Source organism: Variovorax sp. Varisp41 (genome assembly GCF_047325085.1).
Taxonomy (GTDB): domain Bacteria; phylum Pseudomonadota; class Gammaproteobacteria; order Burkholderiales; family Burkholderiaceae_C; genus Variovorax.
Map to the genome: position 1 here is coordinate 2,229,083 of NZ_CP168540.1, position 12,476 is coordinate 2,241,558.

Consider the following 12,476-nt stretch of genomic DNA (forward strand, 5'->3'; position numbering starts at 1 on the left):
TTCCCCCGAACACGCCATGAAAACCAAAGCCGCCGTCGCCTGGAAATCCGGAGCCCCCTGACCATCGAAACCGTGGACCTCGACGGCCCCCGGTTCGGCGAAGTGCTCGTCGAGATCAAGGCTACCGGCATCTGCCACACCGACTACTACACGCTCTCGGGCGCCGACCCCGAAGGCATCTTCCCCGCCATCCTCGGCCATGAGGGCGCCGGCATCGTGGTCGACGTCGGCCCCGGCGTCACCACGCTCAAGAAGGGCGACCACGTCATTCCGCTCTACACGCCCGAATGCCGCCAGTGCAAGTTCTGCCTGTCGCGCAAGACCAACCTGTGCCAGCTGATCCGCGGCACCCAGGGCAAGGGCCTGATGCCCGACGGCACCAGCCGCTTCAGCCTCGACGGCAAGCCCATCGCCCACTACATGGGCACCTCCACCTTCAGCAACTACACGGTCGCGCCCGAGATCTCGCTGGCCAAGATCCGCGAGGACGCGCCCTTCGACAAGGTCTGCTACATCGGCTGCGGCGTCACCACCGGCATCGGCGCGGTGATCTTCACGGCCAAGGTGGAAGCCGGCGCCAACGTGGTGGTGTTCGGCCTCGGCGGCATCGGCCTGAACGTGATCCAGGGCGCAAAGATGGTGGGCGCCGACAAGATCATCGGCGTCGACCTGAACCCCGAGCGCGAAGCCATGGCGCGCAAGTTCGGCATGACGCACTTCATCAACCCGAAGGACACCGAGAACGTGGTCGACGCCATCGTGCAGCTGACCGACGGCGGCGCCGACTACAGCTTCGAGTGCATCGGCAACACCAAGGTGATGCGCCAGGCGCTCGAGTGCACGCACAAGGGCTGGGGCCGCAGCATCATCATCGGCGTGGCCGAGGCCGGCGCCGAGATCAGCACCCGCCCGTTCCAGCTGGTCACCGGCCGCAAGTGGGAAGGCTCGGCCTTCGGCGGCGCGCGCGGCCGCACCGACGTGCCGAAGATCGTCGACTGGTACATGGAAGGCAAGATCAACATCGACGACCTGATCACGCACACCATGCCGCTCGAGAAGATCAACGACGGCTTCGACCTCATGAAGCGCGGCGAGTCGATCCGCGGCGTGGTGCTCTACTGACGCCGCGGGTGCCGACCATGGAACGCATGGAGCCCCTGCGCCGCATCGAAGCCGGCGTGCTCGAGGTCGCCTACCACGAGAGCGGCCCGGCCGACGGACCGCCCGTGCTGCTGATGCACGGCTTCCCCTACGACATCCACACCTATGCCGAGGTCGCGCCGCTGCTCGCGGCCGAGGGCTGCCGCACCATCGTGCCGTACATGCGCGGCTACGGCGGCACGCGCTTCCTGAGCGCCGACACGCCGCGCTCGGGCGAACAGGCGGCCTTCGGCGCCGACCTGCTGGCGCTGCTCGACGCGCTGAAGATCGACCGCGCCGTGCTCGCCGGCTACGACTGGGGCGGCCGCGCCGCCTGCGTGGTGGCGGCGCTGTGGCCCGAGCGCTGCGCGGGACTGGTATCGCTCAACAGCTACAACATCCAGAACATCGCCCGCGCGATGGAGCCCGACACGCCCGAGAACGAGCACAGCCTCTGGTACCAGTACTACTTCCACAGCGAACGTGGCCGCGCCGGCCTGCAGAAGGACCGAAAGGCCATCGCCAGGCTGCTGTGGAAGCTGTGGTCGCCGACCTGGCGCTTCGACGACGCCACCTTCGAGCGCAGCGCCGCGGCCTTCGACCATCCCGACTTCGTGGAGGTGGTGATCCATTCGTACCGCCACCGCTTCGGCCTGGTGGCGGGCGATCCGGCCTATGCCGACATCGATCGCCAGCTGGCCGCGCAGCCGGTCATCCGCGTGCCCGCGATCACCTTCGACGGCATCGACGACGGCGTGCGACCGCCGGCCGACGCATCGGCGCATGCGCCGCGCTTCAGCGGACCGCGCTCGCACCGGCTGGTGCCGGGCGCGGGCCACAACCTGCCGCAGGAGGCGCCGCGCGCCTTCGCCGACGCGGTGCTCGAACTGGTGCGGGGCGCCGCATGACCGATCTGCTCAAGACCCTGTCCGAGCACCACTGCTTCGGCGGCGTGCAGGGCTTCTACGAACAGGCCTCGCACGAGATCGGCCTGCCGATGCGCTTCTCGGTCTACCTGCCGCCGCAGGCCGCGAACGAGCGCGTGCCGGCGCTGCTGTACCTCGCGGGCCTGACCTGCAACGAGGAGACCTTCGCGATCAAGGCCGGCGCGCAGCGCATGGCCGCCAGCCTCGGCCTCGCGCTGATCGCACCCGACACCAGCCCGCGCGGCGCGGCCGTGGAAGCGCTGCCGGGCGCCAGCGCGAGCTGGGACTTCGGCATCGGCGCCGGCTTCTACCTCGACGCCACCGAGGCGCCCTGGGCCGCCCACTGGCGCATGGAGAGCTGGATCGTGCAGGAGCTGCTGCCGCTGGTGGGCCGCCAGTTCGCGATCGACACCGCGCGCCTGGGCATCTTCGGCCACTCGATGGGCGGCCACGGCGCGCTCACGCTGGCGCTGCGCCATCCGGGGCGCTTCCTCTCGCTGTCTGCCTTCGCGCCGATCTGCGCGCCCACCCAGTGCCCCTGGGGCGACAAGGCGCTGCGCGGCTACCTCGGCGAACCCGGCGACGACCGCGCGGCCTGGCTCGCGCACGATGCCAGCGCGCTGATGCAGTCGCAGGTCGCGGCGCCCTATCCGCACGGCATCCTGGTCGACCAGGGCCTGGCCGACAAATTCCTCGCCGAGCAGCTGCATCCCGAGGCCTTCGAGGCCGCCTGCTTCGCCGCCGGCCAGCCGCTCACGCTGCGGCGCCACGCGGGCTACGACCACGGCTACTACTTCATCCAGAGCTTCATGGCCGACCACCTGGCGCACCACGCGCAGGTGCTGCGCGGCTGAACGAACGGCCATGTCCGACGCCCAGACGCCCGCCTTCCACCTGCGACTGCGCGATGGCGCGGCGGAGGAGAACATGGTGCTCGCCGGCATCTGGCGCCGGGCCTGGGCGGCCTCGCATCCGGGCACGCCCGTGATCGAACCGATCGCCCACTGGCTGCAGCGCGTGCGCACCGAGTTCGTGGCGCCGGCCGAGGTGGTGATCGCCGAGCGCGACGCGCAGGCACTGGCCTTCATGGTGCTGCACGACCGGCGCGAGTACGTGGCGCAGCTGTTCGTCGATCCGCACCTGCGCAACCAGGGCCTGGGCCAGGCGCTGCTCGACGAGGCCTGCGTGCGCATGCCCACCGGCTGGCGGCTGCACGTGGCGCTCACCAACACCGCGGCCCAGCGCTTCTACGAACGCTACGGCCTCGCGCGCGGCACGGTCGACCGCCATCCGACCAGCGGGCGCGAACGCATCAGCTACCACTGGTACCCGGCGCGCGCGCCCTGGCGCAAGGCCTGAAACCACCTGCCATCTCCCCCACCATGCGCATCGACCACATCGCCCTCTGGACCACCGACCTCGAACGCTGCAAGCGCTTCTACGTCGACTATTTCGGCGCCGCCGCGGGCGAGGGCTACGTCAATCCCGCGAAGGGTTTCGCCTCCTGCTTCCTGAGCCTGGGCGACGGCGCCCGCATCGAGGCCATGACCACCAGCACGCTCTCTCCGGTGACGGCCGAGCCCGGCGCCCAGCGCATGGGCTGGACCCATCTCGCGATCAGCGTGGGCTCGGAGGAAGCGGTCGACGCGCTGAGCCGCCGGCTGCAGGCCGACGGCTACCCGCTGCTCGACGGCCCGCGCCGCACCGGCGACGGCTACTACGAGAGCGTGGTGCTCGACCCCGACGGCAACCGCATCGAGATCACGGCCTGAACACCATGAAGAACGCCTTCGCCGACAGCCTGCACGAGACCTTCGAGCGCTTCGGCCGCATCGACATCCGCCGCATGTTCAGCGGCTTCGGCATCTACCACGAGGGCCGCATGTTCGCGCTGGTGATACGCGACACGCTCTACCTGAAGTCCGATGCCGAAAGCGCCATGCATTTCGACCGGCTGAACCTGCCGCCCTTCATCTACGAGCGCCAGGGCAAGCAGATGCCGATGTCCTACCGCGAGGCGCCGCCCGAGCTGTTCGAGGACCGCGAGGAGGCCGCCCTGTGGGGCCGGCGCGCCTTCGAGGCCGCGCTGCGCTCGGGCACGGTGCCGAAGGCGGCGCGCAAGGCGGCCGCCGCGAAGAAGGCGGCGGCGAAGAAGGCGCCCGCCAGGAAGGTGGCGGCGAAGAAAACCGCCGCGAAGAAGACCGTCCCGGCAAAGACGGCCCGGAAGGCGGCTCCCCGTTGAACACCACCCGCACACCCCTGCCCCCGCTGCCCGAACGCGAGGAGATCGCGCTGCTCGAGCCCTTCGAGGGCCTGGGCCTGAACGACATCGTGCTGGTCGCCACGCGCGACGATGCCGAGCGCGCGGCCGCCGCGCTGCTGGCCGCGGGCGTGGTCGGCTTCGACACCGAGTCCAAGCCCACCTTCGCCAAGAACGAGGTCTCGACCGGCCCGCACCTGGTGCAGTTCGCCACGCGCGAGACCGCGTGGCTGTTCCAGCTGCATCGCAGCGACTGCAACGAGGTGCTGGGCGCGCTGATCGGTTCCGAGGCGCTGCGGAAGGTGGGCTTCGGCCTCTCGAGCGATCTCTCGCTGATCCGCCAGAAGCTCAAGGTGGAGCCGCGCGCGGTCTACGACATCGACGACGAGTTCCGCCGCCGCGGCTACCGCCGCTCGGTCGGCGTGAAGACCGCCGTGGCGCTGGTGTTCGGCCAGCGCTTCACGAAGTCGCGCAAGGCCACGACCTCGAACTGGGCCAGCCACCGGCTCAGCGAGGCGCAACTGCGCTATGCGGCCAACGATGCCTATGCGTCGATCCGCGTGTTCGACGCGCTGCTGCCGCGCGACTGATCAGTCGCGCCCCGCCTCGAGGATCGCCTGCGCGAGCCGCTTGGGGTTCGAGAAGAACATCTCGTGGCTGCCCGGGCATTCGACCAGCCTGAAGAGGCCCAGCCGCTCCGACAGCCGCGGATGCCAGGGCAGGCTGTGCGGCAGCGCGATGTCCTGCTGGCAGTTGACGTAGGACTTGCCCACCTGCAGCGCGGCCATGGGCTGGCTCAGCACGATCTTGTCGGTGAAGGTGCGGTACGGGTGCGGGTTGAGCTGCTCGTAGGCCGAGCGCGCGAGCGCCATGTCGGCGTCGTTGATGAAGGCATCGCGCCAGATCTCGAACGGCAAGGTCACGGCCTGATTGTTTGCGGCCGCCACCGCATCGAACAGCGCCACGTAGTGCGGCGGCACCATGTCGTTGAGCGACTCGCCGGGCTGCGGCACGAAGGCATTCACGTAGACCAGCCGCGCGATCCTGCCCGGCTGTTGCGCGAGGCGGTCGGCCACGCCCGTGATCACCATGCCGCCATAGCTGTGGCCCACGAGCCGCAGCTGCGAGAGATTCTTCTCCTCGATGTACTGCAGCGCCGAATCGATCGCGTCGGCCAGGCCGATCTTCGCGCGGTCGTCGCCGGGCCGGTTGCCCGCGAGCGTGGGGCAGTGCACGGTGTGGCCGGCCTCGCGCAGGCCGTTCGCGACGGCCTCCATTTCGGCACCGGTGTGCCAGGCGCCGTGGATCAGGACATAGGTGTCGGACATGGGGGTCTCCTCGATGGGTGCGGGGTTGCGTGCGGTGAACGCAGCGACTGTAGGAAGCCCGGCGCCGCGCCGATGGCCGCTAGCCGCCAGCACGATGGCCGATTCGCGCCAGCCGCAGGGCACCCGGGGTGGCGCCCAGCTGCTGGCGGCACAGGCGCACGAAGTGCGAGGCATCGGCCAGGCCGCAGCGAAAGCCGATCTCGGCCACCGCAAGACGGTCGAAGCGCGCGTCGCCGAGCATGCGCCGCGCGGCCTGCATGCGGCAGTCGAGCAGCGTGGCGGCGAAGGTAGCGCCACCGTCGGCCAGGCAGCGGTGCAGGCTGCGCTGCGAGATACCGAGCTCGCGCGCCACCGCCTCGGCCGTGAGGCCGGGCTCGGCATGGCGCTCGCGCGTGGCCTCGAGCACGCGCCGGCGCAGCGCGGCGCGCGCGCCCGGCTCCACCGCCGCGGCCACGCCCGGTCCGGTGGCCAGCGCGAGCAGCCCGCCGAGCTGGTCGGCCAAGAGGCGCGGCGGCAGCGGCGGCGCGCTCGCGGCCTCGGGCGTGAGCTGCTGCACGAAGCGGCTCAGCACGCTGCCCCAGCCCGCGCTGCCGTCGATGCGGCAGGCGAGCTGGCCCGGCGCGTCGGGCAGCCAGGACTCGACCCAGGCCGTGGGCAGCTCGAGCGAGATGGTGTCGGCCGACTGCACGAAGTGGAAGGCATAGCTGCGCCGCGAATCGACCAGCACCGCGTCGCCCGGCAGCATGCGCGCGCTGCGCCCTTCCTGCTCGACGCTCCAGGCGGTGTCGGTCTTGCACAGCAGGTAGTAGAAGTTGCTGCGGCTGCGCTCGATCGCGCGGCGCGTGCGGTAGACGTCCTGCGCGCTGCCGCGCACGCGGTTGACGCCGATGCCGAGCTCCGGCGTGCCCAGCGGGGCCGATTCGAGCGTGGCGTCGAAATGCCGCGCCTGCGGGCTGGTCACCTCCATCTCGAGGAAGCCCTCGCAGACCGCGCCGACCCAGTAGTCCAGGCGCTGCGCGGGCGGCACCGCGTCGGTGGACCAGCGCTCGATCGCGGCCGGCGGACGATGGGCTTCGGCGTGGGGCTGGATGGGCATGGAGGGGTCTCCCCGTGGATGGGTCGGCTGCAACATACCGAAGCCGGCCAGGCTTGCCAAGCGGGCTCGCCCGGGAAGGCGGTCCGGTTATAGGCGGCCGCTGACGGCGCGGCCGGCGGGCGGTCGGCACAATGGCCTGCTGCATCAACCCCGCGCACCGGCCGCCGTCGGCGTGCGCACCAGGAAGGAAACACCCAGGCCATGACCACCACCAAACAAAGCGACTTCGGACTGATCGGGCTGGCCGTGATGGGCCAGAACCTCGTGCTGAACGTGGAAAGCCGCGGCTTCCAGGTCAGCGTCTACAACCGCACCGAAGCCACCACCGAGGCCTTCATCGCCGCCAACCCCGGCAAGAAGCTGGTGGGCGCGAAGACGCTCGAGGAATTCGTGCAGAGCCTCGCGAAGCCGCGCAAGATCCAGATCATGGTCAAGGCCGGCGCGCCGGTCGACCAGGTGATCGAGCAGCTCATCCCGCTGCTCGACAAGGACGACATCGTCATCGACGGCGGCAACAGCCTCTACACCGACACCGAGCGCCGCGACGCCTACCTCTCGAGCAAGGGCCTGCGCTTCATCGGCGCGGGCGTCTCGGGCGGCGAGGAAGGCGCGCGCAAGGGCCCGTCGATCATGCCGGGCGGCCCGGCCTCGACCTGGGAGGTGATGAAGCCGATCTTCGAGAGCATCGCGGCCAAGGTCGATGGCGAGCCCTGCGTGATCCACATCGGCCCGGGCGGCGCCGGCCACTACGTGAAGATGGTGCACAACGGCATCGAGTACGGCGACATGCAGCTGATCTGCGAGGCCTACAGCCTGTTCAAGGCCGCCGGCTTCACGACCGACGAGATGGCCGCGATCTTCAACGAGTGGAACGACGGCGAGCTGCAGAGCTACCTGATCCAGATCACCGCCAAGGCGCTCGAACAGAAGGACCCGGAAACGGGCAAGCCGATCGTCGACGTGATCCTCGACAAGGCCGGCCAGAAGGGCACGGGCCAGTGGACGCTGATCAACGCGGCCGAGAACGCGGTGGTCATCAGCACCATCAACGCCGCCGTCGAAGCGCGCGTGCTGTCGTCGCAGAAGAAGGCGCGCGTGGGCGCGAGCAAGCTGCTGCAGGGCCCGAAGGTCGAGCTCTCGCTCGAGAAGAAGGCGCTGGTGGCCAAGGTGCACGACGCGCTCTATGCCTCCAAGGTCATCAGCTACACCCAGGGCTTCGACCTCATCAAGACCATGGGCGACAAGAAGGGCTGGGGCCTCGACCTCGGCCGCATCGCGGCGATCTGGCGCGGCGGCTGCATCATCCGCGCGCGCTTCCTCAATCGCATCACCGACGCCTTCCGCACCGATCCGGCGCTGGCCAACCTGATGCTCGATCCCTTCTTCAAGGACCTGCTGAACCGCACCCAGCAGAACTGGCGCGAGGTGGTGGCGCTGGCCGTGAGCAACGGCATCCCGGTGCCGGCCTTCAGCGCCTCGCTGGCCTACTACGACAGCTACCGCACCGAGCGCCTCAGCGCCAACCTGCTGCAGGCGCAGCGCGACTTCTTCGGCGCCCACACCTACGAGCGCGTGGACAAGCCCGAGGGGCAGTTCTTCCACACGGAGTGGCCGGAAGTCATCGGCTGAGGACCGCCCTTTGCGAGCGCCGGACCGCCGGCGCCCGCCTCAATCCACCTTGATCTGGAACAGCACCGATCCGGATCCGCCCGGCGCCACGAAGCCGTTGAAGCGCCAGTCGACCGGCCCGGCCTTGCCGGCGGGCTGTGGCTCGGTGCAAGCCACGGCCGGCGCCGGCGCGGCATTGGCCGGCGTGTTCTTCATGCATCCCGTCAGCGTCGCGGGCGTCTCCCCCGCCGTCGCGCCGACGAAGCTGGTGTAGGCCGGCGTGGTGTCGTTCACCGCGAGGTTGCGGATCGGCGCATCGCCGTTGTTGGTGTAGGTGATCCGGTACTCCAGCGTTTCGCCCGGCTTGGCCCGGTTGTTCAGGCCGAAGGTCAGGACCCCTTGGGTCACGTTGCGCACCTCCTTGCGCAGCTCCAGCGCGACATCGGACACGGTCGTGATGTCCTGCAGGGTGTAGCGGCCGCTGAGCGCCGGGGAGGCGTTGGCATAGTCGAACTCGGCCTGCACCACCACCTTGTTGCGGGCACCCAGCGGCGCGGCCGCGGGAATGAACTGCTTCACGATCACGCACACCCGGCCCTCGAAGGCCACCGCCTGGCCCGTGCCCGCCGGCGGATAGAGCTGCGCCGCCCCGGGCTGCAGGCTGCCGGTGCAGCCCGTGTCGGCGAAGATCTGCACGCTCCAGCCGCCGACATCGGGGGTGGCGGTCTCGCTCGCGATGCCGAAGCGCACCTTCCCGGCCGTGCCCGCGGCAAAGCCGTGGCCATAGGTCACGCTGTTGCCGGGCATGCCGGTCTTGGCCCCGTCGGCGGCGAAGCTGCCGTTGTCGACGTCGCCGAAGTTCAGCTCGGCATGGCCGACGCCGTTCCACGCGAACGCGATGCGATCGGGCGTGCCGGTGCGCGTGTAGGTGTAGGTGTCCGTGCCGGTGGCCACCGCGGCCCCCGATGGCAGGGCCACGCGGCCCACCGAGGCGCCCGTCGACACGCGCGCGGCGGGGTTGTTGAACTCCTCCACGCACATCGCGGCGCCCTTCGCCATGCCGTCGGGCACGGGCAGGGTGTAGTTGCCCGCCGCGTCGGTGACCGCGCTCGCATGCACGGCGGCGGCGCAGTCGGTCAGGCGCACGCTCACGCCGCGCTGCGGAACTTCGCCGCCGTTGGCCACGCCGTCGTTGGCCGTACCGCCGCCCGTGCCGTTGTCGAGGAACACGCGGCCGCTCACGATGGTGCTGACGCGGGCATGGGTGTTGGTGAAGGTGCAGGTCCAGAGCGCGCCGGCCGACATGTCCGCGGCGGAAAGCGCCACCGTGCCGGTACCGACGACGGTGCGGCTCGCGCCGTTCACGCAGACCGACTGCGTCGTGACATCGGGCACCGCGGTTTCGGTGATGCTGACGGCCGTGCCCGGCGTGCCCAGGTGGTGCGCGGTCTTCGACGGCATGGGCACGTTCGACTCGCTCGTGGTCACGCTGTCGGTGGCGTTCGCGACCACCGTGCCCGTGAGTCGGAAGTCGTAGGTGCCGGTGCCGCCCACCGAGTTCTTGACGATGCGCACGCGCGGCCTGACGGTGTGGGTCACCGTGCACATCTTCTCGCGGACATCGATGTCCGTGACGGTGGCCGCGGGCGAGGTCATGGTGTAGACACCCCTGGACGGATTGGCCAGGTTGCTCGACGGCAGCTTTTCGTAGCCCTCGCACGAGAAGGTCTGGACATAGTTGTCCAGGGAGGTTCCGGTTCCGGCCGCCGCCTTGAAGCTCATCGTCGTGTTGACATCGATGCCCAGCCGGGCCGTCTGTCCGTCGTCACCGACGTCTTTGACGGAAGCAGGCGCAGGCCCCCCATCAATGAAAGTTTGGAGATTGACGCCAGAGAAGCTCAGATCGAATTTTCCCGCGTCGAACGGAGCACCGACGATGCGATTGATCAATCCGAAGGAAGGCCGGTAGTTGTAGATGGCGCACTTGAAGTCCGAGTTCGGAAGAACGTACTTCTTGTCCAGCGTGAACTTGTTTCCTTCGACCTTCCAATTGATCGCCACATCGAACGGATTGGTGTTGCCATCCACCCCCGCGTTATTGTCTTTGCACCCACCCCCTACCTCCGTGGAAGTTGCATAAAGCGGCCAGCCCGCGTGAACCGTCTTTTCCGTGATCACCACATCGGCTCCCGGGATGATCGGCAAAACCCCCTGCGACCAGTTTTCTGCACCGGCGCCATAGCGCTGAGGAGTCACAGGAACCGTGATCGTTTCATCAACGGCCCCACTCACCCCCGAGAAGGAGAAGCCAAAGCTGGGGGCGGGCGATTCGGCCGCGCTGCCGATGGACTTTCCGAAGCTGAGAGTCGCCGCGCGAGTGTTGGAAAAGGTGCAGACGATGTCGGTCTCGTCGATATTCTTCTGCGTAGCCGGCGTGTCATTGCCACTGGTACTGGCACTGGTCATGGCGGTGAATTTGCCGCTCATGGCGTCCGGGAGGGTCAGGACTGCGTTGCCGGCACGGTCGACGCAACGCAGCGACGACTGATAGCGCCCCGCCGTACCGGCGGCCGCCGTTTCGCTGACGGTGATCTGGGCGCCGAAGCCGACGGTCGCGAAACCGGTGGCACTGGGCACGGCGCCGCCATGGCCGGCACCGGCCAGGGTCGCCGTGCCGGTCGTGCCATCGGGCCGGATCGTGGGGTCGATGGCGAGATCGAACCTGCCTGCATCCGAGTCCGGCGCCAGGCTCTTGGCCAGGCGCACGCGCGGCATCAGCGTGATGCGGTAGTCCTCGACCTCGCCGCTGTCGGCACCGCCCGTGGCACTGGGCAGGGGGGAATAGCTCAGCCGCAGCCGCACATAGGACTTGCCGGCGACATAGCCCGCACCGGGAGGCACGGTGAATCGGAGGTTGCCGCTCGCGGCACCTGGGGGCACCACGGTGCAGGCGCGCTCGGTGGCGTCGTTGAAAACGCCGTCGCGGTTGAAATCGATCCAGCCGCACAGGTTGGCGGCGGCCGTGTTGCCACTGACGGGAATGTTCTTGATCTCATAGGCGGCTTCGCTGCCGATGACATTGGCGAGACCGCCAGGCAATGCGTCATCCGTGTCGCGATCCGCGGCGGGGCCGGAGAGGTCGGTGGCAGCGACGAGGTCGTTATAGACTTTTGCGGGCTGATCCAGCGTCACATCCGGCCCGAGTGTGAGCCCCGAGCCCAAGGCATGGCCCGCACCGCCATAGCTGGCCGGCGCGTCGCCGATGTCCTCGTCGAAACTGACCGCAAACACGGTCTCGTCGTAAATCCTTGGCGAAAATCCCGGAGGCAAGGGCACCGGATCACCTTCCGCTCCCGCTGCGTCTGGCCTCATGAAGCAGCCATCGTCACAAGCGGTCCTGTTGAGGTCGACCTTGAAGGTCAGTTGCGTATAGGTGCCGTTGAAAAGGACGGTCCCGCAACCAGCACTGTCTGCAAAAGGACTGCAGCCCTCGGTAGCCCGATTGCTCGCTGGCCGTATGCGCAAACCTTGCGAAGCCGCGCCATTCACGTCTTCGACCTTCAAGCTGGAGCCGAACACGGTCAGATCGCCGCTGCCGCCCGTCGCTCCGTTCATCAGCTCGAATTGCAGAGAGGCAAACGAGCGCCTATTGACATTGTCGGGCCCCCTGGTCCAAGGGTAGAAAGAACCCATATAGGAAAAGTGCAGCCGAGGATTCTTCACAGGGCGGCTGAAGGTGACTGTCACCGTCCCCATTGGAAAACTGGCGTTCGGGTTGGGCGATTGACGAGGCCCGTAAGGAGAAGAAGGGTCGTACGAAAGCAGATAGAACGCGCCGTATCCATTCGTGGGGACCGTGGGCAAGCTGCTCGGGGAATAATTTGAAGCTGGAGCGCCGCGGAACCTGTAGTTGGGCAGCGCCCAAAGCGAACCCGGATCCGACCGCGTCACCGTGACCGTGACACCGGATGGCATGGTCGCCCGAAGGCCCGACGCATCCGTGAGACCCATCTGCTCGTGCGCCTGCACCGTGGCGGACATCATGAACACCATCAGCAGCAAGGCGCCCGCCACGGATCTGACAAGGGCCGCGCAAGACACGGCCAGGGCCATCCCGC

At 68.7% G+C, this 12,476-nt stretch carries 10 protein-coding genes and 1 pseudogene; 8 read left to right on the plus strand and 3 right to left on the minus strand.

Annotated features, from left to right (window positions below; translation table 11 throughout):
- The first annotated feature begins 16 nt into the window (after positions 1-16).
- The 7 genes and pseudogenes from ACEN9J_RS10545 (at position 17) to ACEN9J_RS10575 (ending at position 4,916) form a co-directional block, all read left to right on the plus strand.
- Positions 17-1,122, plus strand: a pseudogene (locus ACEN9J_RS10545) (S-(hydroxymethyl)glutathione dehydrogenase/class III alcohol dehydrogenase).
- Between the two features lie 17 nt (positions 1,123-1,139).
- Positions 1,140-2,048 carry an alpha/beta fold hydrolase gene (locus tag ACEN9J_RS10550; protein ID WP_413764004.1) on the plus strand — a complete coding sequence of 303 codons (909 nt, stop codon included), beginning with the start codon at positions 1,140-1,142 and terminating at the stop codon, positions 2,046-2,048.
- Complete coding sequence (gene fghA / locus ACEN9J_RS10555; RefSeq protein WP_057594525.1) at positions 2,045-2,920, plus strand: S-formylglutathione hydrolase; 876 nt, start codon at positions 2,045-2,047, stop codon at positions 2,918-2,920. Before ACEN9J_RS10550 ends, fghA begins: the two co-directional genes overlap by 4 nt.
- 10 nt (positions 2,921-2,930) lie before the next feature.
- Entirely contained in the window at positions 2,931-3,425 is a 495-nt protein-coding gene (locus ACEN9J_RS10560; RefSeq protein ID WP_093343159.1) for a GNAT family N-acetyltransferase, read from the plus strand.
- Between the two features lie 23 nt (positions 3,426-3,448).
- Entirely contained in the window at positions 3,449-3,838 is a 390-nt protein-coding gene (locus tag ACEN9J_RS10565; RefSeq protein WP_261210488.1) for a VOC family protein, read from the plus strand.
- Positions 3,839-3,843: 5 nt separating this feature from the next.
- Positions 3,844-4,308 (plus strand): TfoX/Sxy family protein, encoded by a 465-nt coding sequence (locus tag ACEN9J_RS10570; RefSeq protein ID WP_413764005.1) that lies wholly within the window; start codon positions 3,844-3,846, stop codon positions 4,306-4,308.
- Positions 4,305-4,916 (plus strand): 3'-5' exonuclease, encoded by a 612-nt coding sequence (locus ACEN9J_RS10575; protein ID WP_057594529.1) that lies wholly within the window; start codon positions 4,305-4,307, stop codon positions 4,914-4,916. Before ACEN9J_RS10570 ends, ACEN9J_RS10575 begins: the two co-directional genes overlap by 4 nt.
- On the opposite strand, the gene ACEN9J_RS10580 is transcribed toward ACEN9J_RS10575, so the two are convergent.
- Positions 4,917-5,654 (minus strand): alpha/beta fold hydrolase, encoded by a 738-nt coding sequence (locus ACEN9J_RS10580; RefSeq protein ID WP_261210486.1) that lies wholly within the window; start codon positions 5,652-5,654, stop codon positions 4,917-4,919. It lies immediately after the preceding gene.
- Positions 5,655-5,733: 79 nt separating this feature from the next.
- Entirely contained in the window at positions 5,734-6,750 is a 1,017-nt protein-coding gene (locus tag ACEN9J_RS10585; RefSeq protein ID WP_057598129.1) for a helix-turn-helix domain-containing protein, read from the minus strand.
- 201 nt (positions 6,751-6,951) lie between these two features.
- Between ACEN9J_RS10585 and gnd the strand changes: the two genes are divergently transcribed.
- A complete protein-coding gene (gene gnd / locus ACEN9J_RS10590) occupies positions 6,952-8,379 on the plus strand; it encodes a decarboxylating NADP(+)-dependent phosphogluconate dehydrogenase (RefSeq protein WP_057592460.1) in 1,428 nt (475 codons plus the stop codon).
- Between the two features lie 39 nt (positions 8,380-8,418).
- On the opposite strand, the gene ACEN9J_RS10595 is transcribed toward gnd, so the two are convergent.
- Positions 8,419-12,471 carry a GEVED domain-containing protein gene (locus ACEN9J_RS10595; RefSeq protein ID WP_413764006.1) on the minus strand — a complete coding sequence of 1,351 codons (4,053 nt, stop codon included), beginning with the start codon at positions 12,469-12,471 and terminating at the stop codon, positions 8,419-8,421.
- Positions 12,472-12,476: the final 5 nt, after the last annotated feature.

Coding starts and splice junctions, on each gene's coding strand:
- ACEN9J_RS10550 (WP_413764004.1), top strand. CDS start 1,140: ATGGAACGCATGGAGCCCCTGCGCCGCATCGAAGCCGGCGTGCTCGAG.
- ACEN9J_RS10585 (WP_057598129.1), bottom strand. CDS start 6,750: ATGCCCATCCAGCCCCACGCCGAAGCCCATCGTCCGCCGGCCGCGATC.
- fghA (WP_057594525.1), top strand. CDS start 2,045: ATGACCGATCTGCTCAAGACCCTGTCCGAGCACCACTGCTTCGGCGGC.
- ACEN9J_RS10565 (WP_261210488.1), top strand. CDS start 3,449: ATGCGCATCGACCACATCGCCCTCTGGACCACCGACCTCGAACGCTGC.
- ACEN9J_RS10580 (WP_261210486.1), bottom strand. CDS start 5,654: ATGTCCGACACCTATGTCCTGATCCACGGCGCCTGGCACACCGGTGCC.
- gnd (WP_057592460.1), top strand. CDS start 6,952: ATGACCACCACCAAACAAAGCGACTTCGGACTGATCGGGCTGGCCGTG.
- ACEN9J_RS10570 (WP_413764005.1), top strand. CDS start 3,844: ATGAAGAACGCCTTCGCCGACAGCCTGCACGAGACCTTCGAGCGCTTC.
- ACEN9J_RS10595 (WP_413764006.1), bottom strand. CDS start 12,471: ATGGCCCTGGCCGTGTCTTGCGCGGCCCTTGTCAGATCCGTGGCGGGC.
- ACEN9J_RS10560 (WP_093343159.1), top strand. CDS start 2,931: ATGTCCGACGCCCAGACGCCCGCCTTCCACCTGCGACTGCGCGATGGC.